The following is a 20,833-nucleotide window of genomic DNA, read 5'->3' on the forward strand; positions in this document are numbered from 1 at the left end:
GGCGGGCTCCTCGCATCGTCGAATCGACCAGCCTGGGCGCGGACCCGCCTGCCTGTCTATTGGCCTTGGGTCGGATCGAACAATTTCTGCACCACGGAAAAGTCCCGCTCCGCATAGCCCTGCTTCAGCAGCAGACGGTACAGGCTCAGCGCCAGGCTGCCCATCGGCGTGCTGCTGGCGCTGGCCTGGGCGGCTTCCTGGGCCAGCCCGAGGTCCTTGGCCATCAACTGGGCCATGAAGCCGCCGCTGTAGTCGCGCGACGCCGGAGCGTTCTCCATAACCCCCGGCCAGGGGTTGTAGACTTCCAGCGCCCAGTTGCCACCGGAGCTGCGGCGCATGATCTCGGCCAGCACCTTCGCCTCGAGGCCGTTGGCCACGCCCAGGGCCATGGCTTCTGCGGTACCGATCATCAGCACCGCGAGGAGCTGGTTGTTGCACACCTTGGCCACCTGGCCGGCGCCGTCGGGGCCGGCATGGAAGATGTTGCGACCCATGGCCTCGAACAGCGGCCGGGCCTTCTCCAGGGCTTCGGCGTCGCCGCCGACCATGAAGGTCAGGGTGCCGGCTGCCGCGCCGGCAGTGCCGCCGGACACCGGCGCGTCGAGCATCGCCAGGCCGCGCTCGCGGGCGGCGGCGTGGACCTTGCGCGCCGAGGTCGGGGCGATGGTCGAGCATTCCAGCACCAGGGTGCCGGGGGCGATGTGCGCGAGCAGGCCATCGTCGTCGAGGTACAGGCCTTCGACGTGCTGGCTGGCCGGCAGCATGCTGATGACCACGTCGGCGCCCTGCACCGCGTCGCGGGCACTGCGGGCGGCGCTGGCGCCGGCGGCGACCAGGCCGTCGACGGCGCTCTGCACCAGGTCGAAGACGTTCAGCAGGTAGCCGGCCTTGAGCAGGTTGGTGGCCATCGGCGCGCCCATGTGGCCGAGGCCGATGAAGGCGATCTGTTTCATGGAGCTCCTCCTGTGGCGGCCGCGAGGCCTCTTGGGGATGCTGTGAAACAGCTTAGACGCTATGGACGTGGCGGGTCCGCGCCCTCCTTCGGCAGAGGGCGGCGCGGCGGATCAGAGCCCCGCCAGTGGATGCTCGCCCTCCCAGGTCGGCTCGAAGTGCGCCTCGATCACCGCCTGCGGGATCGATTCCACCTGCGGCCAATGCCAGTTCGGTGCGTTGTCGCGATCGATCAGCCTTGCGCGTACCCCCTCGGCGAAGTCCGGATGGCGCGTGCAGTTCAGGCTCATGGCGTATTCCAGGCGGAACACCTCGGCCAGCGACAGGTAGCGCGCACGCTCGATCTGCTGCCAGACCAGATGCGCGGTCATCGGGCAGCCCTCGGCCAGGGTCTTCGCGCCACGCGCAAGCAGCGGGTCGGCGTCGTCGCGCAGCGCCACCAGCGCCTGCCAGGCGCTCGCCAGGTCCGGCTGGTCGAGCAGTGCGTCCAGGCGCGGCCGGCGCGGGAGCAACTGGGCCTCCGGCAGTTCGCCGCGGGCCTCGTGTTCGAGGGCGCGAAGCAGGCTGTGAAGTTGCACTTGGGGCGACTCGTTCCAGTTCATCTGCACCAGGCCGGCGAGCAGGGCGTCCTGCTGGTCGTCGAGAAGGAAGCGGTCGGCCAGGTCGAGGTCGAGAGCGTCGCGGGCGTTCATCTGCGCCGCGCTCAGGCCGAGGAACAGGCCGAGCCTGCCGGGCAGGCGGGCGAGGAACCAGCTGGCGCCGACGTCTGGGTACAGGCCGATGCCGATCTCCGGCATCGCCAGGCGGCTGGACGGGGTGACGATGCGAATCCCGGCACCCTGCATCAGCCCCATGCCGCCACCCATCACATAGCCGTGGGCCCAGCAGATGAAGGGTTTCGGGTAGGTATGGATGCGGTAGTCGAGGCGGTATTCATCGGCGAAGAAGCGTCGCGCCAGGGCCGGTACCTCGCCGGGTTGCTCGCGGCAGGCGTCCACCAGCTTGCGCACGTCGCCGCCGGCGCAAAAGGCCTTGGCGCCGTTGCCGCGCAACAGCACGCAGGCGATGCCGGCGTCCTCGGCCCAGGCGTCGAGTTTCGCCGCCAGGGCCTCGATCATCGGCAGGGACAGGGCGTTCAGACTCTTTTCCGCATCCAGGGTGGCAATGCCGATGCGGAAGCCATGCAGGCTCGGGCGTTCTTCGAAAAGCACGTTCATGTCGGGGCTCTCGGCTCGGGCGGGCTGTGGCGCAGCCCGCCGGGTTCGATGGGAAGGCTCAGCAGTTGCGCCACTTGGGATCGCGCTTCTCGAGGAAGGCGTTGACCCCTTCGCGGGTGTCCTGGGCGTCGAACAGATCGACGAAGCGCTCGCGCTCCTCCGGCAGCCAGGTGTTCGGCGCGCGTTCGCGGGCACCCTGGATCAGCGGCTTGATGGTGCGGATCGCCACCGGGCTCTGGCGTGCCACCTTGGCCGCCAGCAGCAGGGCGGCGCCGCGCGCCTCGCCGCTGTCCACCACCTGTTCGACCAGGCCGATGCGCAGGGCGGTTTCCGCATCCACCCGCTCGTTGCAGAGGATCATCCGCTTGGCCCAGCCTTCGCCCACCAGCCAGGGCAGCGCCTGGGTCCCGCCGGCGCAGGGCAGCAGGCCCACCGCGGCCTCCGGCAGGGCCATCTGCGCCTGGCGCTCGGCGATGCGGATGTCGCAGGCGAGGGCGCACTCCAGCCCGCCGCCCATGGCGTAGCCGTTGATCGCCGCGATCGACACCCCGCGGAAATCGCGCAGCGCCTCGAAGGCTTCGCCGAAGCGGCGGGCCATCTCGCGAGCGCGGGCCTTGTCGCCGTCGGCGAACATGTTCAGGTCGGCGCCGGCGGAGAAGAACTTCGGCCCCTGGCCGGTCACTACCAGGGCGTAGATATCGTCGTCGCGGTTGAGGTGCTCGATCAGTTGGCGGAGGCCGATCAGCGAGTCGCGGTCCCAGGTGTTGGCCGGCGGGTGGTTGATGGTGATCAGCGCGGTGTGCCCGTGCTTTTCCACGGTGAGCTTGTGGGTCAGGTCGAAGGAGGAAGCCTTGTAGGGTTCGACGGCAGTGTTCATGAAGTCCCTCACTGGATCATGGGCCGGGGCGTCCCGGCACTATCGGATGCGATGGTTCGCGGCGTTCACAGCAGGCGATCGAGCATGCCACCCTGCTCCAGCAGGCGGCGGGCGACGATCACCCGCATGATTTCGTTGGTGCCTTCGAGGATCTGGTGCACGCGGGTGTCGCGTACCCAGCGCTCCAGCGGATAATCGTTGAGATAGCCGTAGCCGCCGTGCAGTTGCAAGGCCTCGTTGCAGACATCGAAGCAGCGGTCGGTGGCGAAGCGCTTGGCCATTGCGCAGTACAGGGTCGCCTCGGCGTCGCCGCGGTCCAGCCGATGGGCGCCGAGGCGGACCATCTGGCGGCTGGCGGTGAGTTCGGTGAGCATGTCGGCGAGCTTGAACTGCAAGGCCTGGAAGGTCGCCAGCGGCTTGCCGAACTGCTCGCGCTCCTCGACGTAGCGCATCGACTGCTCCAGCGCCGCCTGGGCGGCGCCCAGGGAACAACTGGCGATGTTCAGGCGGCCGCCGTCGAGGCCTTTCATGGCATAGACGAAGCCCTGGCCCTCCGGGCCGATGCGGTTGCCGGCGGGGATGCGCACGCCTTCGAAGGTGATGGTGCGGGTCGGCTGCGCGCGCCAGCCCATCTTGTCCTCGTTGCGGCCGTAGCGGATGCCGGGCGCGTCGGCCGGCACCAGGAAGCAGGAGATGCCCCTGGCGCCGTCCTCGCCGGTGCGCGCCATGACGATCAGCACCTGGGTGCTGCCGGCGCCGGAAATGAAGCACTTGCTGCCGTCCAGCACGTATTCGTCGCCCTCGCGGCGGGCGCGGGTGCGCAGGCGCGCGGCGTCGGAGCCGGCATCGGGCTCGGTGAGGCAATAGGAGGCGAGCGACTCGCCGCCGATCAGGCCGGGCAGCCAGGCCTCCTTCAGCGCCGCGTCGCCGAACGAGGCGAGCATCCAGGCGGCCATGTTGTGGATGCTGATGTAGGCGGTAGTGGCCACGCAGCCGGCGGCCAGTTGCTCGAAGATCAGCGAAGTGGACAGCCGCGACAGGCCCAGGCCGCCGTCTTCCTCGGCGATGTACAGGCCGAGGTAGCCCTGTTCGGCGGCGGCGCGGATGACTTCCACCGGGAAGTGATGGTCGCGGTCCCAGTCGGCCGCCTTCGGCGCCAGTTCGTGGCGGGCGAAGGCGCGGGCGCTCTCCACCAGCAGGCGTTGTTCTTCGGTGAGGTCGAAATCCATAGGTCCTCGGGTCACTTGAGATGGATGGTCATGTTCGGGCCGGCCGACGATTCGTCGGTCGTCGGTTCATCGTCGAACCAGCGGCTGGTGACGGTCTTGGTCTCGGTATAGAAGCGCACCGCCTGCTTGCCGTAGGCGTGCAGGTCGCCGTAGAAGGAACCCTTCCAGCCGGTGAAGGAGAAGAACGGCAGCGGTACCGGGATCGGCACGTTGATCCCCACCTGGCCGACCTGCACCGCGTGCTGGTAGCGCCGAGCGGCGCCGCCGGAGCGGGTGAACAGGCTGGTGCCGTTGCCATAGGGATTGGCGTTGACCAGGGCAATCGCCTCTTCCAGGGTATCGACCTCCAGGCAAGCCAGCACCGGGCCGAAGATTTCCTCGCGGTACAGGCCCATCTTCGGCGTCACTGCGCGGAACAGGGTGGGACCGAGCCAGTTGCCGTTGGGATAGCCTTCGACCTGGCACTGCGAGCCGTCGAGCAGGCACTCGGCGCCTTCCGCCTTGCCTTCGGCGATCAGGCGCAGCACGCGCTGGCGCGCCTGCGGGCTGATCAGCGGACCATAGGCGGCGTCCGGGTCCTGCCAGTGGCCGGGGCGCAGGGCGGCCATCCGCTCGGCCAGTTCGGGAATCCACTCGCGCGCCGCGCCGACGAACACCGCCGCGCTGATCGCCATGCAGCGCTGGCCGGCGGCGCCGCAACTGGCGCCGACCAGGTTGCCGAGAACCTGGGCCTTGTTCGCGTCGGGGAGGATCACCATGTGGTTCTTCGCCCCGGCGAAGGCCTGCACCCGCTTCAGGTGCGCGGTGCCGGTGCGGTACACGTGCTGGCCGACGGCGACCGAGCCGACGAAGGAAATCGCCCGGATGTCCGGGTGGGTGAGGAGGGCATCGACCTGCTCGCGGCCGCCATGAATCACCTGCAGCACGCCCTTCGGCGCGCCGGCCTCGAGGAACAGCTCGGCGAGGCGGTTGGGTGTCAGCGGATCCTGTTCGGAGGGCTTGAGGACGAAGGTGTTGCCGCAGGCGATGGCCAGCGGGAACATCCACAGCGGGATCATCGCCGGAAAATTGAACGGGGTGATCCCGGCGCACACGCCGAGGGGCTGGATCCAACTGGTGGTGTCGATCTCGCGGGCGACGTTTTCCACCGTCTCGCCCATCATCAGGCTGGCCACGTTGGCGGCGTGTTCGACCACCTCGATGCCGCGCCACACGTCGCCCTTGGCATCGGCGAGGTTCTTGCCGGTCTCCCGGGCCAGCAGTTCGCCGAGTTCGTCGTGGTGTTCCTTGAGCAGGTGCTGGTAGCGCAGCATCAACCGCGCTCGCTCGGGAGCCGGGACTTCGCGCCAGGTCTCGAAGGCGCGCTGGGCGCTGGCGATGGCCTGCTCGATCTCGTCGGCGGTGGCCTTCGGCGCCAGCGCGAGGACGTCCTGGGTCGCCGGATCGGTGACTTCGACCAGCTCGCGGGAACGGCTGCCGCGCCATTCGCCGTCGATCAGCTGGGGGATTGCCTTGGCCATCGTCGCCTCCGCTTCCCGGTGGACCGGGATGTTGTTTTGAGTCGTTATAGCCGGCCGCAAGCCGCCTGTGGATTGACGATCTTGCGCAAGGGATGGACGATCTTGGGATTCAGACTACCGAGTCGCGTCGCCGTGAAGCGTTCCGTACAGACCTCCGCCTGGCCCCTGCCCAACCAGGGGGTGCGTTTCATCACGCCGCCCCGCCTGCGTCGCGCCCTGGCCCGCCATCCGCTCGGCCAGGCCTGCTACCCGCTGGCCCTCGGTTACTATCCGGAGGCGCACGGCCACCACATGCAGCGGCGCGCGCCGGACGACAACCTGTTGATCTACTGCCGGGCCGGACGCGGCTGGCTGGAGTGTGCCGGCGAGCGCGTCGAGGTCGGCGGCGGCGACCTGCTGGTCCTGCCCAAGGGCCGGGAACATGCCTACGGCGCCGACTCGCAGCGGCCCTGGAGCATCTACTGGGTACATTTCGAAGGCGGACTGGCGGAGGATTTCCTGCGTCCGCTGGGCAGCGCCCCGCGCCTGCGCCTGGGCATGCAGCCGCGCCTGCTGGCGGAGTTCGATGCGCTGCTGGCGCTGCGTCGCCAGGGCCTCAGCCTGCCGCACTTCATCCATGCCGCGCACCTGTTGCAGGGCCTGCTCACCTCGCTGGCGGTGCGTCCGGCGCGGGCCAGCCTGAAATCCGGACGGGTGCTGGACATCGACGCGGTGCAGGCGCTGATGCGCGCGCACCTGCACGACAGCCTCAACCTCGACGAGCTGGCGGCGCAGTTCAAGCTGTCGCGCTTCCATTTCGCCAAGACCTATCGCGCCCTGACCGGCCAGGCGCCGATCCAGGATTTCATCCAGATGAAGATGGCCCATGCCTGCCGCCTGCTCGACGAGGGCGCGCTGGAGGTGCGGCAGATCGCCGAGCAGCTCGGCTACGCCGATCCCTATTACTTCTCGCGGCTGTTCCGCAAGGTGGTGGGCATGGCGCCCAGTCACTACCGGACGCTGCACCAGGGCTAGTGCTCCGGGCATAATGCTGCATCCTGCCCGTGGGCCGAGACCGACAAGGATCGTCGATGCGCAAACCCCTATCGCTCTACCACCCCTGGCTCTACTGGCTGCGGGTCTGGCAACGACGTCTCTGGCGGCACTGCCGCTGGCGTCTTGGCGGCCGTCGCTACGTGCGGTTGCCATCGGTCGACGAGCGCCTGCCGTACCGCTACATCAAGCACACCTCGAAGTTGATCCGCCGCCTCGGCGACAGCGACCTCGCCCTGCAACGCAACAAGGTGGTCAACCTGCGCCTGGCGGTGGACTGCATGAACGGCGTGAGCATCGGCCCCGGCGAGTACTTCTCGTTCTGCCGGCTGGTCGGTCGGCCCAGCGCCCGGCGTGGCTTCGTCGAAGGTATGGAGTTGTCCTTCGGCGAGGCGCGCAGCGGAATCGGCGGCGGCATCTGCCAACTGAGCAACCTGATCCACTGGATGGCCCTGCATTCCCCGCTGCGCGTGGTGGAGCGGGCCAACCACAGCTTCGACCCGTTTCCCGACGAGGGACGGATCCTGCCGTTCGGCTCGGGCGCGGCGATCTTCTACAACTTCATCGACCTGGTGCTGCACAATCCGACGGCGGATACCTTCCAGCTGCGCTTCCATATCGCCGCCCACCAACTGGAAGGCGAACTGCTGTGCAGCGCGCCGCGCCCTGTGCGCTACCACGTCTATGAGAGGGCCCAGCGCTTTGTCCGCGACGGCGATGCGGTGCTGAGGCTCAACGAGATCTGGCGCGACATCCGGGAAAAGGGCCAGGCCGGCACCCTGCTGGCCAGCGAGTGCCTGTACCGCAACCGGGTGCGCGTGAAGTATCCGGTGGAAGAGGCCCGCCTGTCCCGAGATTGACAAGCGCGGCGGGCTTTTCTACGGTTCCGCGGCCACAGGCTGTCGGCGACCTTCTGAAAAAGGCCGGACGACTTTTTCAGTACCGAGACAGGGGGTTCCATGACCGATAACGACGACCGCATCAAGCTCGAGGCGAGCTGGAAGGAAGCGCTGCGCGAGGAATTCGACAAGCCCTACATGAAGCAACTGGGCGAGTTCCTGCGCCAGGAGAAAGCCGCCGGCAAGGCGATCTTCCCGCCCGGGCCGTTGATCTTCAACGCGCTGAACACCACGCCGCTGGAGAACGTCAAGGTGGTGATCATCGGCCAGGATCCCTACCACGGACCAGGCCAGGCCCACGGCCTGTGCTTCTCGGTGCAGCCCGGCGTGCCGACGCCGCCGTCCTTGCAGAACATCTACAAGGAACTCAACCGCGACCTGAACATCCCGATTCCCAACAACGGCTACCTGCAGCGCTGGGCGGAGCAGGGCGTGCTGTTGCTCAATACCTCCCTGACCGTCGAGCAGGCCAAGGCCGGCTCCCACGCCAATGCCGGCTGGCAGCCGTTCACCGACCGCGTCATCGAGGTGGTCAACGAGCGTTGCGAGCGCCTGGTGTTCCTGCTCTGGGGCAGCCACGCGCAGAGCAAGCAGAAGCTGATCGACCCGCAGCGCCACCTGATTCTCAAGTCGGCGCACCCGTCGCCGTTGTCGGCCTACCGCGGTTTCCTCGGCAACGGCCACTTCAGCCGCACCAACAAGTTCCTCGAGCAGAACGGCAAGACGCCTATCGACTGGTCGCTGCCGGACCTCTGAAGGCCGCTGTCGCCCAGCTCTTCACATGGTGGGCGCCGCTGTGTGCCTCTGACCGCGCCCGGAAAAAAAAGCCCGCACGAGGCGGGCTGGAAAACGCCACACATCCAGTGTGGCGGCGTGGCTCGATCAGCCGGCGCGCTTCCTCCAGTAGCGGAAGCACGGCTCGGCGAGGAACAGCACCAGCAATAGCCTCAGTACCTGCAAGGCGGTGACCAGCGGCACCGAGAGCTGCAAGGCTTCGGCGGTCAGGCTCAGCTCGGCGATGCCGCCGGGCATCATGCCGAGCATCAGCGACTGGTGGTCGAGGGTGGTCAGCCAGCCGAGCAACTCGGCGGCGAGCGCCGCGGCGAACATCATCCACAGCGTGCAGACCAGGGTACGACTGACGAAGGCTGGAGCGCTGCGGAAGAAACTGCGGTTGAAATGGCAACCCAGGGCGCTGCCGATCAGCCATTGGCCGACGCCGCTGGAACCGGCCGGCAGGCCGATATGCAGGTCGAAGCCGAGGCTGACGCCGGCCGCCAGCAACAGCGGGCCGAGCAGCCAGGGATTGGGTTGGCGCAACTTCTGCCAGCCCAGCGCGACCAGCGCCCCGGCCGGGAACAGCAGGGCCAGCCAGTGCCAGTCCACCGGCGCGGCCTGGTGCGGGCCTGGCTGGCCGCCGCCGAGCAGGTACTGGAACGCCGCCGGCACCAGCAGCACTACCAGCAACAGGCGCAGGCTCTGCGCTGCGGCGACGCGGCTGAGCACCGCGCCGTGGCGCTGCCCGAGGTTGACCATCTCGCTGGCACCACCGGGCATGCTGGCGAAGAACGCGGTGGCGCGGTCCTCGCCGCTGCGGCGCATGAAGGCGATCGCCAGCACGCTGGAAAGCGTGGTGGCCACGGCGCCGAAGACGATGATCACGCTATGCGCCAGCACTTGCTCGATCACTGCCGGGGTGAAGTGCAGGCCGATGCCGATGCCGACGATCCATTGCCCGCACTTGCGTGCCCCCGGCACTTCGGCCAGCGGCAGGTCGGCCAGGCAACGCACCAGCATCACCGCAAGCAGCGAGCCGATCATCCATGGCAGCGGCCAGCCGACCAGGCTTGCCAGCCAGCCGCCAAGGGCGCCCACCAGCGGCGTCGCCCAGTACAGCCTCCAGGTGACGCGCTCAGGCATCGGCCAGCCCTGTCGCGCGACGGGCCACGCGGCGGCGCCAGGCGCGGACCAGCGGCAACAGCAGCATTACCACCACCAGCGCCCAGGTCACCAGGCTGATCGGGCTCGACCAGAGGATGCCCAGTTCACCGTTGGAGATCGACAGCGCGCGGCGCAGGTTCTGCTCCATCAGTCCACCGAGGATGAAGCCCAGCAGCAGCGGCGAGAGCGGGAAGTCGAGCTTGCGCAGGATATAGCCGATTACGCCGATGCCGACCATCAGGAACAGGTCGAAGGTGGTCGCATGCACGCCGTACACGCCGATCCCGGTGATGATCGCGATGGCCGGCACCAGGGCCCAGTTCGGCACCGCGAGGATGCGGGTGAATACGCGGACCATCGGCACGTTGAGGATGATCAGCATGACGTTGGCGATGAACAGCGAGGCGATCAGGCCCCAGACGATGTCCGGTTGCTGCTGGAACAGCAGCGGGCCGGGAGTGATGTTGTACAGGGTCAGGGCGCCGATCATCACCGCAGTGGTACCCGAGCCGGGCACGCCGAGGGTCAGCATCGGCACCATGGCGCCGCAGGCGGAGGCGCCGATGGCGGTCTCGGGAGCGGCCAGGCCGCGCATGTCGCCCTTGCCGAACTCGCCCTTGGCACCGGCCAGCTTCTTCTCGGTCATATAGGCCACCGCGCTTGCCAGGGTCGCGCCGGCGCCGGGCAGTACGCCCATGACGAAACCGAGCAGACCGCAGCGCAGGTTGACCAGGAATACGCTGGCGGCCTCCTTGAAGTTGAACAGCATGCGTCCGGTGGCTTTCACCGCTTCCTGGCCGTGGTGGGTCTTCTCCAGCAGCAGGAGGATCTCGCTGACCGAGAACAGGCCCAGCACCAGGACCACGAACTGGATGCCGTCGGCGAGGTGGATGCTGTCCCCGGTGAAGCGGTACACGCCGCTGTTGGCGTCGATCCCGACGCTCGACAGGAACAGCCCGAGCAGCGCCGCCAGCAGGGTTTTCAGCGGGCGGTCGCCGGCCATCCCGCCGAGGCAGACGATGGCGAACACCATCAGCACGAAATATTCCGCCGGACCGAAGGCGATCGCCCACTTGGCCAGCAGCGGGGCGAACAGGACCATCCCGCAGGTGGCGATGAAAGCGCCAATGAACGAACTCCAGGCCGACAGCGACAGGGCCACGCCGGCCAGGCCCTTGCGTGCCATCGGGTAGCCGTCGAGGGTGGTCATCACGGTCGAGGCTTCGCCGGGGATGTTGAGCAGGATCGAGCTGATCCGCCCGCCGTATTCGCAGCCCAGGTATACGGCGGCGAGCAGGATCAGCGCGGTTTCCGGCGGCAGGCCGAGGGCGAAGGCCACCGGGATCAGCAGTGCCACGCCGTTGATCGGACCGAGGCCTGGCAGCAGGCCTACGATGGTGCCGATCAGGGTGCCGATCAGCGCGGTGATCAGGTTGGTCGGCGTCATCGCGACGCCGAAGCCCTGGCCGAGGTAGTTCAAGGTTTCCATCACGAAGTCCTCACAGCGGCAGGAAGTCGAGAACGCCCAGCGGCAGCGGGACGTCCAGGGCGCGGTCGAACAGCCAGTAGAGGCCGATCCCGAGCAGGCTCGCGGTGACCACCGCAGGGATTGGCCGGGCGCCGTAGAGAATGGCCATGCAGGAGCCGACCAGGGCGGCGCTGAGGATGAAGCCGAGCGTTTCGAACAGGCCGGCGAACACCAGCAGCAGGGCGATGCAGGCGAGCACCTTGAGCAGCACGGCGCCGCCCAGCGGTTGTTCGTCCTCGGCGTGGCGGATCGGCGTCGGCCGCGCGATCAGCCACGCCAGGCCGGCGCCCATCAGCGCCAGGCAGAGCAGCGGGTAGGCGCGCGGGCCGACCGGTTCGTAGGAAAACGGCGCCTGGTAACGCCAGCCGGCGACCGCCAGGCCGACGCAGGCGAGCAGCCAGAGCCCGGCGAACAGGCGCTGGTACAGGTTGGAACGGGTCATGGGACGATCCTCGTGGCGCGGCCGGGGTCCGGCCGCGCGCGGGCTGGCTTACTGGATCAGGCCGAAGTCCTTGGCCAGTTGCTTGTACTGCTGGACCTGCTGCTTCACGTAGCCGTCGAGTTCCTCGCCGGTCATGGCGAAGGGGAACAGCTCGCGCTGGTCGCGCAGCTTGGCGAAGTCCTCGGAGGCCAGCAGTTGGTCGAAGGCGTTCTTCCACCAGGCGTAGTCTTCGTCGCTGACCTTCGGCCCGAGGTAGAACCCGCGAACCACCGGCCAGACGATGTCGTAGCCCTGTTCCTTGGCGGTGGGGATGTTGGCCATCGCCGCCTCTGGCAGGCGTTCTTCGGAGAACACCGCGAGCAGGCGCATGTCGCCGCTGAGGATGTGCGGCATGGAGTCGGAAATGTCGGTGCTGCCGACCTGGATGTGCCCGCCGAGCAGCGCGGTGGCGATCTCGCCGCCGCCTTCCAGGGCCACGTAGCGCAGGTCGCGCGGATTGATCCCGGCGGCCTTGGCGATCAGCGCGGTCTGCATCCAGTCCTGGCTGCCGACGGTGCCGCCGGAGCCGATCACCACCTTGCTCGGGTCGGCCTTGAGCGCCTTCACCAGGTCGTCGAGGTTCTTGTAGGGCGAGTCGGTGCGCACTGCGATGGCGCCGTAGCTGGTGCCGATGGCGGCCAGCCATTTCACCGCGTTCTCGTCGAAGCGGCCGAACTTGCCCTGGGCCAGGTTCAGCAGCGAGCCGCTGGAGAAGGCGGTGATGGTGCCGGCGTCGCCCGGGCGTTGGGCGACCACCGCGTTATAGGCGACCGCGCCGACGCCGCCGGGCATGTAGGTGACGCGCATCGGCTTGCTCAGCAGCTTGGCCTCGACCAGGGCGCTCTGGGCCAGCTTGCAGGTGAGGTCGAAACCGCCGCCGGGGGACGCCGGGGCGATGCATTCGGGACGCTTGGGTTCGGCCACGGCGGCGCCGGCCAGCAGCAGGCCGGCGGCAACCAAGGCGAGGGGACGAAAAGACAGTTTCATCATCATCGGTGCTCCTGTGGAGTTCTTGTTCTGGCTTACCAGATCGGCAGGGTATAGCTGACGATCAGGCGGTTCTCATCGATGTCGCGGGTGAAATTGGAACGGAAGGTCGCGTTGCGCCAGCGGATTCCGAGGTTCTTCAGCGCGCCGCTCTGGAACACGTACTGCAGTTCGGTGTTGCGTTCCCATTCGCGGCCTTCGCCGCGCTGCCCGGCGAGTTCGACATTGTCGCCCTTGACGTAGCGGGTCATGAAGGTCAGGCCGGGAATGCCGAGGCCGACGAAGTCGTAGTCGTAGCGCAGTTGCCAGGAGCGCTCCTTGGGGCCGGCGAAGTCGTTGACCTGGACGAAGTTGACCAGGTACGGGTTGCTGCCTTCCAGGTAGGGGAAGGCGTCGTCGCCGTTCATTCGCTGCCAGGCCGCACCGAAGGCATGGTTGCCAAGGCTGTAGGTGAACATGCCGTTGAGCGACTTGTTGTCGATGCCGCCGGCCTTGGCCGAGCCGCTGTCGGTGCTGCGGGCGAAGCGCAGGTCGCTGGTCAGTTCGCCGGGACCGATCGGCCAGCTGTGCAGCAGGCCGACGAAGTGCTGGCGGTAGACGTCCTGCAGGTTGCTGTAGTGATAGCTGGCGGTGAGTTGGTCGGTGAGCTTGTAGTCCAGTCCGCCGAGGTCGAAGTGATCGGCGCTGACCCCGGCGAAGCGGCCGTTCTTGTCGTTCAGCGCGAGGTCCTCGGAGTCGCTGGAGTCGCGGATCTTGGTCTTTTCCAGGCGCCCGGCGGTGAAGCCGAGGTCCTTGATCTCCTTCGAGGTGAGCAGCGCGCCTTCGAATATCTGCGGGAAGATCCGCCCGTTGTTCGGTTGTACCGATGGCAGCTTCGGAATCAGCGTGCCGACCTTCAGCTCGCTCTGCGAGACCTTGACCTTGGCGGTCAGGCCCAGTTTCGAGTAGGTGTCCGGCGCGCGGCCGTCGGAATCCTTCGGCAGCAGTCCGGTACCGCTGCGGCCGCGGCCGGAGTCGAGCTTGACGCCGAGCATGCCCATGGCGTCGAGGCCGAAGCCGACGGTGCCCTGGGTGTAGCCGGACTGCAGGTTGAGGATGAAGCCTTGCGCCCACTCCTCGCGCTTGGACTGGCCGGGGCCGTCGCGGAAGTCGCGGTTCATGTAGAAGTTGCGGGTTTCCAGGCTGGCCTTGCTGTCTTCGAGGAAGCCGGCGGCGTTGCCCAGGGGCGCGATGCCGGCGAGCACGACGGCGGTGGTGGTCAGGGTGGTGCTGCGGGACGAACGTACAGACCTTGCGGCCTGCGGCAGGGAAGTCGACATGCAGTGGTCTCCGATTCTTGTTCTTGTACGCCGAGCACCACGCTGCAGGGCGTTTTGGCGGACGATCTGCGCCGTCCATCGACTGATCCTAAGACGCCAAGCTTTCGCCAGGCTTTCAGCAATCCCCGGTGGCAGAGAAGCCATTTACCGGAGGGTTTTCCCCGGTACACTTCGCCTCTTGTGCCCTCATCCGGTGGTGGAGAACCGTCCATGCGCATCCTTCTGGTGGAAGATCATCCGCAGCTCGCCGAAAGCGTGGTCCAGGCGCTCAAGGGCGCCGGCTGGACGGTAGACCTGCTGCAGGACGGGGTGGCCGCCGACCTGGCCCTGGCCAGCGAGGAGTACGCCCTGGCGATCCTCGACGTCGGCCTGCCGCGGATGGACGGCTTCGAGGTGCTGGCGCGCCTGCGCGGGCGCGGCAAGACCCTGCCGGTGCTGATGCTGACTGCGCGCGGCGAGGTGAAGGACCGGGTGCACGGCCTCAATCTCGGCGCCGACGACTACCTGGCAAAGCCTTTTGAACTGTCCGAGCTGGAGGCGCGGGTCAAGGCCCTGCTGCGCCGCAGCGTGCTCGGTGGCGAACAGTTGCAGCGCTGCGGCGCCCTGGTCTACGACCTCGGCACCCGGCGCTTCAGCCTCGACGAGCAGCCGCTGACCCTGACCTCGCGGGAACAGGCGGTGCTGGAAGCGATGATCGCCCGTCCGGGGCGGGTGATGAGCAAGGAGCAACTGGCCGCCCAGGTCTTCGGCCTGGACGAGGAGGCCAGCGCCGACGCCATCGAGATCTACGTCCACCGCCTGCGCAAGAAGCTGGAAGGCGGCGCCGTGCGCATCGTCACCTTCCGCGGCCTCGGCTACCTGCTGGAGGCGCAGGGTGACTGATGCCGGCAGCCTGCGCGGAAGGCTGCTGCTGTGGCTGGCCCTGCTCCTGCTGCTGGTGCTCCTGGCGAGCGGCCTGAGCGCCTACTGGAACGGTCGCGAGGTGGCCGACACCGCCTACGACCGGACCTTGCTGGCCTCGGCGCGGGCGATCGCCGACGGGCTCTACGAGAAGGACGGCACCCTGCGCGCCGACGTCCCCTACGTGGCACTGGATACCTTCGCCTACGACAGCGCCGGGCGGATCTTCTACCAGGTCAACGACATCCACGGACGGATGATCTCCGGCTACGAGAATCTTCCGGCGGCACCCGCCGATACCCTGCGCACCGACGACTACCCGGCCCTGGCCAAGTTCTACGACGGCGTCTACCAGGGCGTCGACGTACGCGTGGTGAGCCTGCTGCAACCGGTCAGCGAACCGAGCATGAGCGGCATGGCGGAGATCCGCGTGGCGGAGACCGAAGGCGCCCGCGAGCGCATGGCGCGCAGCCTGATGACCGATACCCTGCTGCGCCTGGGCGTCCTCGGCGTCGGCGCGCTGGTGCTGGTGTGGCTGGCGGTGAGCGCCGCGCTGCGTCCGCTGGATCGCCTGCGCCGCGAGGTGGAAGAGCGCCAGCCGGACGACCTGCGGCCGTTGCCGATGCTAGAGGTCCAGCATGAATTGCGGCCGCTGGTGGAGTCGCTGAACCACTTCACCCAGCGCCTGCGCAGCCTGTTCGAGCGGCAGTCGCAGTTCATCGCCGATGCCGCCCACGAGTTGCGCACGCCGCTGGCGGCGCTCAAGGCGCGCCTGGAACTGGGCCTGCGCGAGCAGGAGCCGGAAGCCTGGCGTTCGACCCTGGAGACCACGGCGAAGAACACCGACCGCCTGATCCACCTGGCCAACCAGCTGCTTTCCCTGGCGCGCATCGAAAGCGGCGCCCAGGCCATTGCCGAGGGTGGCGCCGAGCGTATCGACCTGACCGCCCTGGCCCGGGAACTGGGCCTGGCGCTGGCGCCGCTGGCCTATGCGCGGGGAGCCTCGCTGGCGCTGGAAAGCGCCGGGCCGGTGTGGATCCAGGGTGAACCGACGCTGCTCAACGAATTGCTCAGCAACCTGCTGGACAACGCGCTGGCGCACACCCCGCAGGGCGGCAACGTGATCCTCAGGGTGCTGGAGGGGGGCGTGCTGGAAGTGGAAGACGATGGTCCGGGAATTCCCGCCGCCGACCGCGAGCGGGTCTTCCAGCGCTTCTACCGGCGCGGCGACAGCCCCGGCAGCGGCCTGGGGCTGGCGATCGTCGGCGAGGTCTGCCGGGCGCACCGGGCGCAGATCCAGCTCGACCAGGGCGAACTGGGCGGCTTGCTGGTGCGGGTGCGCTTCCCGGCGGAGTAGGGCGGGGTCTATTGCAGCATGCTGGTGGCGGCTTCCAGGGCGCTGGAGAGGTCCTCGTCTTCCTTCATGTCGACGGTCGGCTCGAGGCCGAGCTTGGCGAACGCCGGGATCTGGCTCCAGTCCAGGCGGGTATAGGGATGCTCGCTGCCAAGGTAGCTCTGCAGGGTGGCGACCTGGACCAGGTCGGTATAGTCCGCGCGCGGCGAGTTGCGGGTGAAGTCCAGGTGCTGGCGCGGGACCTCGGCGATCGGCGCGGGGAAATCCCAGGCCTTGAGGATGCGCTCGCCGATCAGCGGATGGATGCGCTCGATCACATGGCTCAGGCTGATGGAGTCCGACAGCAGCTCGTTGTGATCCTCGGCGTAGGTGAGGATCGGCAGCACGCCGATCTGGTGCACCAGCCCGGCCAGGGTCGCCTGGTCCGGCGCCAGACGGGTGTAGTGACGGGCCAGCACGTGGCAGATGCCGGCGATCTCGGTGCTCTTGTTCCAGACTTCGCGCATCTTGCGGTCGACCACGTCGGTGGTGGCCTGGAACATCTGCTCCATGGCCAGGCCGGTGGCCAGGTTGCAGGTGTAGTTGATGCCCAGCCGGCTGATCGCCATCTGCAGGTCGGTGATTTCCTTCGGGCTGCGCAGCAGCGGACTGTTCACCACGCGGATGATGCGCGCGGTCAGCGCCGCGTCGTTGCCGATCACCTTGCTCAGGGCCTGGATGCTGACATCCGGGTCTTCCGCCGCCTCACGGACCTGCAGGGCCACCTCGGGCAGGGTCGGCAGCACCAGTTCATCCTGATCGATGGCGCGGATCAGGTCCTGTTGGACTTTGTCGGCAAGCTTGCTCATGGCATTTCCTTTGAAAACGCAATGGCCGGAGCACGCTCTACGTGCACCGGCCATGGGAATACTGGCGGGCCGTCCGCGGACGGCGAGGCACAGTTTACGGTCAGCGCTGGATTTCGCGGTCGCTGTCCAGCGTGTAAGGCAGATTGAGGAGGACGAGCGGCGCTCCTTCGGCGCTTCCGAGGCTGATCCGGCCGTCGGCGACGGCGTCGTCCTGCAGCACGGCGAGCAATTCCACGCTGTTCTCCGGCGTACGGGCGGCCAGTACCACTTCGCCGACGCTGGTGGAATGGACTGGCGAGAACAGCCCGGTGCCGGGCGCCGGCACCTCGTCTGCGTCCAGCGCCAGGCGATACAGGCGGCGCTTGAGGCGGCCGAGATACTGCATGCGGGCGACGATTTCCTGGCCGGTATAGCAGCCCTTCTTGAAGCTGACCCCGCCGACCGCCTGCAGGTTGATCATCTGTGGGATGAACAGCTCGCGGGTAGCGCCGAACACCTGGCCGATGCCTGCGCGCACCTGGCCGAGCAGCCAATCGTCGAGCGGCGCCTCGCGGCTGTGCTCGCGGAGCGTGGCAAGCACCGCCTCGGCGCGCTGCGCCGGAACCCATAGCTCGACGCGGGCGTCGCCCAGGGCGACGGCGAGCAGGTCGCCGTGGCGGGCGATCCTGCCGCTCTCCGCCGGGGTGTCTATCCCCAGGGCGCGCAGTGCCTCGCTGGCGTCGCGCAAGCCTATGCGGAGCCAGGCTGCGCTCTCGTCGGCAAGGCTGGCCTTGGAGAATACGGCGTATTTCTTCAGGTCCGCCAACTGGGCCTCGAGCAGCTCGCCGGCCATCGCCAGCAGCAGGCCGTCGCCCTCGGGCAGGATGCGGAAGCTCGATAGCAGGCGGCCCTTGATGTTGCAGCGGCCGCCGAGGCTGGAGGTCTCGTCGTTGAGGTAGGCGAGGTTGCAGGTCAGCTGGCCCTGGAGGAACTTGGCGGCGTCAGGGCCGCGGACGGCGAGGATGCCTTCATGGACTAGCGGGGTGTGGAAAGCGGGGTCGGCCATTGCGATGCTGCGCGGTCAGTCAGTCAGGACCGTCATCATAGAACTCGGTCCGAGGCTTGTCAGCGGGCAAGAATGCCTGGCGCATCCGCCTTGACGGTTGTCGGACACTTCCGAGGCCGCCGTCGGCATGGGCCTGCGTCCCGCGCGGATACCCTTGGTTTGCCGGGCAATACGACCAAGGGCGGACGCCGGCGGAGCGACGCCTCGTCATCGGGCCGCGCCATTCGAGCGCAACCGCCCTATAATGCCGGGCGTTTTCGAGGAGCCCGAACATGGCAGATGAAACCGAACTGAAACGACTCTACTGGCACAGCCGTCGCGGCATGCTGGAACTGGATGTGCTGCTGGTGCCTTTCGTGCAGGAGGTTTACCCGGGCCTGGACGCCGAGGACCAGGCGCGCTTCCGCAAGCTGCTGGAGTGCGAGGACCAGGACATGTTCGGTTGGTTCATGCAGCGCGGCGAGCCGGAAGACGCCGACCTGCGGCGGATGGTGCGGATGATCCTGGACCGTGTCCAGCCGGATTGAGCCGTTCGAATGCCGCTGGCGGGTCTCTCCGATCCTGCTGGCGGCGAGCCTGGCACTGTGGGCCCTGGCGCTGCTGTCGATCCTGCTGGCGGCGCTGCCGGTCTGGCTGAAGCCGCCGCTTGCGCTGGTCTGCCTGGCCTACGGTGCCTGGGGGCTGTACCGCCAGGTACTGCTGCGCGGCTCGCGGGCCTTCCGCGGCGTGCGCCATGACGAGCGGGGCTGGCAGCTGTGGAGCGCCGGAAGCGGCTGGCAAGCGGTGCAATTGCGCCCTGACAGCCTGGCGCTGCCCTGGCTGATCATACTGCGCGTGCGCCTGCCGGGCCGCTGGCGCATCCTTGGCTGCTGTATCCCGGCCGATGCATTGGGCGCCGACAGCCATCGGCGCCTGCGTGTCCGCCTGCGCTTCAGTCGCCGTAGATGGGCGGCACCAGGATAGTGTCGCGGGCTTCGGGCAGCAGGTCCGGATAATCCAGCGTGTAGTGCAGGCCCCGGCTTTCGCGGCGCTGCATGGCCGAGCGGATGATCAGTTCGGCGACCAGTGCCAGGTTGCGCAACTCGATCAGGTCGCGGCTGACCTTGTAGTTGCTGTAGAACTCGTCGATCTCGCTGAGCAGCAGGCGTACCCGGTGCTGGGCGCGCTGCAGGCGCTTGTTGGTGCGCACGATACCGACGTAGTCCCACATGAAACGCCGCAGTTCGTCCCAGTTGTGCGCGATGATCACGTCCTCGTCGGAGTCGGTGACCTGGCTGGCGTCCCAGCTCGGCAGGCTTTCCGGCACGGGCGTGCCGGGCAGGCGCTGGAGCATGTCGGCGGCGGCAGAGCGGGCATAGACGAAGCATTCCAGCAGCGAATTGCTGGCCATGCGGTTGGCGCCGTGCAGGCCGGTGAAGGTGGTTTCGCCGATGGCGTAGAGGCCCGGCACGTCGGTATGCCCGTGCTGGTCGACGAGCACGCCGCCGCAGGTATAGTGAGCGGCCGGCACTACCGGGATCGGTTGCTGGGTAATGTCGATGCCGAAGTCCAGGCAGCGCTCGTAGACGGTGGGGAAGTGCGCCTTGATGAACTCGGCCGGCTTGTGGCTGATGTCCAGGTAGACGCAGTCGATCCCCAGACGCTTCATTTCATGGTCGATGGCGCGGGCCACGATATCCCGGGGCGCCAGCTCGCCACGCGGGTCGAAGCGCGGCATGAAACGCTCGCCATTGGGCAGGCGGAGCAGGGCGCCTTCGCCGCGCAATGCCTCGGTGATGAGGAAACTCTTGGCCTGCGGGTGGTACAGGCAGGTCGGGTGGAACTGGTTGAACTCCAGGTTGCCGACCCGGCAGCCGGCGCGCCAGGCCATGGCGATGCCGTCGCCGGAGTTGCCGTCGGGATTGCTGGTATAAAGGTAGACCTTGCTCGCGCCACCGGAGGCCAGCACGGTGAAGCGGGCACGGAAGGTATCGACTTCGCCGCTTTCCCGATTCAGCACGTAGGCGCCCAGGCAGCGCTTGCTCGGCAGGCCTAGCTTGCGCTCGGTGATCAGGTCGACCGCCACCCGCTGCGACAGCAACTCGATGTTCGGTCGCCGCCGGGCCTGGGCCAGCAAGGTATTGAAGATCGCGGCGCCGGTGGCGTCGGCGGCATGGATGATGCGCCGGTGGCTGTGCCCGCCTTCGCGGGTCAGGTGGTATTCGAAGCTGCCTTCCTCGTGGTTGTGCTGCTCGTCGCGGGTGAAGGGCACCCCCTGTTCGATCAGCCACTGGATCGCTTCGCGGCTATGCTCCACGGTGAAGCGCACCGCATCCTCGCGGCACAGGCCGCCACCGGCGACCAGGGTGTCCTCGACGTGGGATTCCACGGTGTCGGTATCGTCCAGCACGGCGGCCACGCCGCCCTGGGCCCAGTAGGTCGAGCCCTGCGACAGTTCGCCCTTGCTGAGGACGGCGATGCGCAGGTGTTCCGGAAGGGTCAAGGCCAGACTCAGGCCGGCGGCGCCGCTGCCGATGACCAGTACATCGTGTTGATAATGTTGGCTCATGCCCGCATTTCCCCGTGGTGGAGCCCTAGTATATAGAAGGGCCTGGCGGCACAATAGCGCACCCCCGCTGCCGGTCCGGCGGATGAGCTGCGGGCCTGTCATCGGCAGGCGTCATCAGAGCGGGGCGATGTAGTGCTGGAACTTTCTTAGACGCATC

Annotated in this window: 20 protein-coding genes; 7 read left to right on the forward strand and 13 right to left on the reverse strand. The window is 67.8% G+C overall.

The features are described 5' to 3' along the window. Positions 1-56: 56 nt before the first annotated feature. The 5 genes from mmsB to JHD77_RS15065 form a co-directional block, all read right to left on the reverse strand. Positions 57-953 (reverse strand): 3-hydroxyisobutyrate dehydrogenase, encoded by an 897-nt coding sequence (mmsB, locus tag JHD77_RS15045; RefSeq protein WP_003116513.1) that lies wholly within the window; start codon positions 951-953, stop codon positions 57-59. Between the two features lie 111 nt (positions 954-1,064). Further along, positions 1,065-2,168: an enoyl-CoA hydratase/isomerase family protein gene (locus JHD77_RS15050; RefSeq protein WP_003114169.1), complete on the reverse strand. Its 1,104-nt coding sequence runs from the start codon at positions 2,166-2,168 to the stop codon at positions 1,065-1,067. Positions 2,169-2,226: 58 nt separating this feature from the next. Then, the gene (locus JHD77_RS15055) at positions 2,227-3,045 is read right to left on the reverse strand and encodes an enoyl-CoA hydratase (protein ID WP_003085498.1); all 819 of its coding nucleotides are present in this window, start codon (positions 3,043-3,045) and stop codon (positions 2,227-2,229) included. A 65-nt stretch (positions 3,046-3,110) separates the two neighbouring features. After that, positions 3,111-4,274 (reverse strand): isobutyryl-CoA dehydrogenase, encoded by a 1,164-nt coding sequence (locus JHD77_RS15060; RefSeq protein WP_003085499.1) that lies wholly within the window; start codon positions 4,272-4,274, stop codon positions 3,111-3,113. An 11-nt stretch (positions 4,275-4,285) separates the two neighbouring features. After that, a complete protein-coding gene (locus JHD77_RS15065) occupies positions 4,286-5,794 on the reverse strand; it encodes a CoA-acylating methylmalonate-semialdehyde dehydrogenase (RefSeq protein ID WP_016851965.1) in 1,509 nt (502 codons plus the stop codon). A gap of 132 nt (positions 5,795-5,926) precedes the next feature. Between JHD77_RS15065 and JHD77_RS15070 the strand changes: the two genes are divergently transcribed. The 3 genes from JHD77_RS15070 to ung all read left to right on the forward strand — a co-directional run bounded on the left by JHD77_RS15070 (position 5,927) and on the right by ung (position 8,481). After that, positions 5,927-6,808, forward strand: coding sequence for an AraC family transcriptional regulator (locus JHD77_RS15070; RefSeq protein ID WP_191519323.1), 882 nt, complete (start codon positions 5,927-5,929; stop codon positions 6,806-6,808). A 56-nt stretch (positions 6,809-6,864) separates the two neighbouring features. Then, entirely contained in the window at positions 6,865-7,686 is an 822-nt protein-coding gene (locus tag JHD77_RS15075; protein WP_003114171.1) for a VanW family protein, read from the forward strand. 99 nt (positions 7,687-7,785) lie between these two features. After that, the gene (gene ung / locus JHD77_RS15080) at positions 7,786-8,481 is read left to right on the forward strand and encodes a uracil-DNA glycosylase (RefSeq protein ID WP_003085510.1); all 696 of its coding nucleotides are present in this window, start codon (positions 7,786-7,788) and stop codon (positions 8,479-8,481) included. A gap of 126 nt (positions 8,482-8,607) precedes the next feature. Here the strand turns inward: ung and JHD77_RS15085 are convergent, their stop codons facing one another. Genes JHD77_RS15085 through JHD77_RS15105 form a run of 5 tightly spaced genes read right to left on the reverse strand, consistent with a single transcriptional unit; the run spans position 8,608 to position 13,981 of the window. Then, positions 8,608-9,645: an AbrB family transcriptional regulator gene (locus JHD77_RS15085; RefSeq protein WP_003114172.1), complete on the reverse strand. Its 1,038-nt coding sequence runs from the start codon at positions 9,643-9,645 to the stop codon at positions 8,608-8,610. Next, positions 9,638-11,155, reverse strand: a complete 1,518-nt coding sequence (locus JHD77_RS15090) for a tripartite tricarboxylate transporter permease (protein WP_003116509.1) — start codon at positions 11,153-11,155, stop codon at positions 9,638-9,640. Before JHD77_RS15090 ends, JHD77_RS15085 begins: the two co-directional genes overlap by 8 nt. A 10-nt stretch (positions 11,156-11,165) precedes the next feature. After that, on the reverse strand, positions 11,166-11,636 hold the full coding sequence (locus JHD77_RS15095) for a tripartite tricarboxylate transporter TctB family protein (protein WP_003101933.1): 471 nt from the start codon (positions 11,634-11,636) through the stop codon (positions 11,166-11,168). 48 nt (positions 11,637-11,684) lie between these two features. Continuing rightward, positions 11,685-12,668: a tripartite tricarboxylate transporter substrate binding protein gene (locus JHD77_RS15100; RefSeq protein ID WP_003085519.1), complete on the reverse strand. Its 984-nt coding sequence runs from the start codon at positions 12,666-12,668 to the stop codon at positions 11,685-11,687. Positions 12,669-12,697: 29 nt separating this feature from the next. Beyond that, complete coding sequence (locus tag JHD77_RS15105; RefSeq protein ID WP_003116508.1) at positions 12,698-13,981, reverse strand: OprD family porin; 1,284 nt, start codon at positions 13,979-13,981, stop codon at positions 12,698-12,700. Between the two features lie 210 nt (positions 13,982-14,191). Between JHD77_RS15105 and JHD77_RS15110 the strand changes: the two genes are divergently transcribed. Then, on the forward strand, positions 14,192-14,863 hold the full coding sequence (locus tag JHD77_RS15110) for a response regulator (RefSeq protein WP_003085524.1): 672 nt from the start codon (positions 14,192-14,194) through the stop codon (positions 14,861-14,863). Continuing rightward, the gene (locus tag JHD77_RS15115; protein ID WP_003101943.1) at positions 14,856-16,238 is read left to right on the forward strand and encodes a sensor histidine kinase; all 1,383 of its coding nucleotides are present in this window, start codon (positions 14,856-14,858) and stop codon (positions 16,236-16,238) included. Before JHD77_RS15110 ends, JHD77_RS15115 begins: the two co-directional genes overlap by 8 nt. An 8-nt stretch (positions 16,239-16,246) precedes the next feature. Here the strand turns inward: JHD77_RS15115 and JHD77_RS15120 are convergent, their stop codons facing one another. Beyond that, positions 16,247-17,083 (reverse strand): HDOD domain-containing protein, encoded by an 837-nt coding sequence (locus tag JHD77_RS15120; RefSeq protein WP_003085528.1) that lies wholly within the window; start codon positions 17,081-17,083, stop codon positions 16,247-16,249. Between the two features lie 100 nt (positions 17,084-17,183). After that, positions 17,184-18,128, reverse strand: a complete 945-nt coding sequence (gene ygfZ / locus JHD77_RS15125; protein ID WP_003101947.1) for a CAF17-like 4Fe-4S cluster assembly/insertion protein YgfZ — start codon at positions 18,126-18,128, stop codon at positions 17,184-17,186. Positions 18,129-18,400: 272 nt separating this feature from the next. Here ygfZ and JHD77_RS15130 point away from each other — a divergent pair, with 272 nt between their 5' ends. Together JHD77_RS15130 and JHD77_RS15135 are read left to right on the forward strand one after the other, a co-directional pair. Beyond that, entirely contained in the window at positions 18,401-18,655 is a 255-nt protein-coding gene (locus tag JHD77_RS15130; RefSeq protein WP_003085532.1) for an FAD assembly factor SdhE, read from the forward strand. Beyond that, complete coding sequence (locus JHD77_RS15135) at positions 18,639-19,091, forward strand: protein YgfX (protein ID WP_003101950.1); 453 nt, start codon at positions 18,639-18,641, stop codon at positions 19,089-19,091. Before JHD77_RS15130 ends, JHD77_RS15135 begins: the two co-directional genes overlap by 17 nt. Here JHD77_RS15135 and nadB read toward each other — a convergent pair. After that, positions 19,060-20,676, reverse strand: a complete 1,617-nt coding sequence (gene nadB, locus JHD77_RS15140) for an L-aspartate oxidase (RefSeq protein ID WP_003101954.1) — start codon at positions 20,674-20,676, stop codon at positions 19,060-19,062. The genes JHD77_RS15135 and nadB overlap by 32 nt on opposite strands. Positions 20,677-20,833: the final 157 nt, after the last annotated feature.

The organism is Pseudomonas sp. P20 (assembly GCF_016463925.1).
Lineage (GTDB): Bacteria > Pseudomonadota > Gammaproteobacteria > Pseudomonadales > Pseudomonadaceae > Pseudomonas > Pseudomonas aeruginosa.

Excerpts from the sequence above, each read along its gene's own strand:
- mmsB (WP_003116513.1), bottom strand. The coding sequence starts at position 953 with ATGAAACAGATCGCCTTCATCGGCCTCGGCCACATGGGCGCGCCGATG.
- JHD77_RS15050 (WP_003114169.1), bottom strand. The coding sequence starts at position 2,168 with ATGAACGTGCTTTTCGAAGAACGCCCGAGCCTGCATGGCTTCCGCATC.
- JHD77_RS15055 (WP_003085498.1), bottom strand. The coding sequence starts at position 3,045 with ATGAACACTGCCGTCGAACCCTACAAGGCTTCCTCCTTCGACCTGACC.
- JHD77_RS15060 (WP_003085499.1), bottom strand. The coding sequence starts at position 4,274 with ATGGATTTCGACCTCACCGAAGAACAACGCCTGCTGGTGGAGAGCGCC.
- JHD77_RS15065 (WP_016851965.1), bottom strand. The coding sequence starts at position 5,794 with ATGGCCAAGGCAATCCCCCAGCTGATCGACGGCGAATGGCGCGGCAGC.
- JHD77_RS15075 (WP_003114171.1), top strand. The coding sequence starts at position 6,865 with ATGCGCAAACCCCTATCGCTCTACCACCCCTGGCTCTACTGGCTGCGG.
- ung (WP_003085510.1), top strand. The coding sequence starts at position 7,786 with ATGACCGATAACGACGACCGCATCAAGCTCGAGGCGAGCTGGAAGGAA.
- JHD77_RS15085 (WP_003114172.1), bottom strand. The coding sequence starts at position 9,645 with ATGCCTGAGCGCGTCACCTGGAGGCTGTACTGGGCGACGCCGCTGGTG.
- JHD77_RS15090 (WP_003116509.1), bottom strand. The coding sequence starts at position 11,155 with ATGGAAACCTTGAACTACCTCGGCCAGGGCTTCGGCGTCGCGATGACG.
- JHD77_RS15095 (WP_003101933.1), bottom strand. The coding sequence starts at position 11,636 with ATGACCCGTTCCAACCTGTACCAGCGCCTGTTCGCCGGGCTCTGGCTG.
- JHD77_RS15100 (WP_003085519.1), bottom strand. The coding sequence starts at position 12,668 with ATGATGATGAAACTGTCTTTTCGTCCCCTCGCCTTGGTTGCCGCCGGC.
- JHD77_RS15105 (WP_003116508.1), bottom strand. The coding sequence starts at position 13,981 with ATGTCGACTTCCCTGCCGCAGGCCGCAAGGTCTGTACGTTCGTCCCGC.
- JHD77_RS15110 (WP_003085524.1), top strand. The coding sequence starts at position 14,192 with ATGCGCATCCTTCTGGTGGAAGATCATCCGCAGCTCGCCGAAAGCGTG.
- JHD77_RS15120 (WP_003085528.1), bottom strand. The coding sequence starts at position 17,083 with ATGAGCAAGCTTGCCGACAAAGTCCAACAGGACCTGATCCGCGCCATC.
- ygfZ (WP_003101947.1), bottom strand. The coding sequence starts at position 18,128 with ATGGCCGACCCCGCTTTCCACACCCCGCTAGTCCATGAAGGCATCCTC.
- JHD77_RS15130 (WP_003085532.1), top strand. The coding sequence starts at position 18,401 with ATGGCAGATGAAACCGAACTGAAACGACTCTACTGGCACAGCCGTCGC.
- nadB (WP_003101954.1), bottom strand. The coding sequence starts at position 20,676 with ATGAGCCAACATTATCAACACGATGTACTGGTCATCGGCAGCGGCGCC.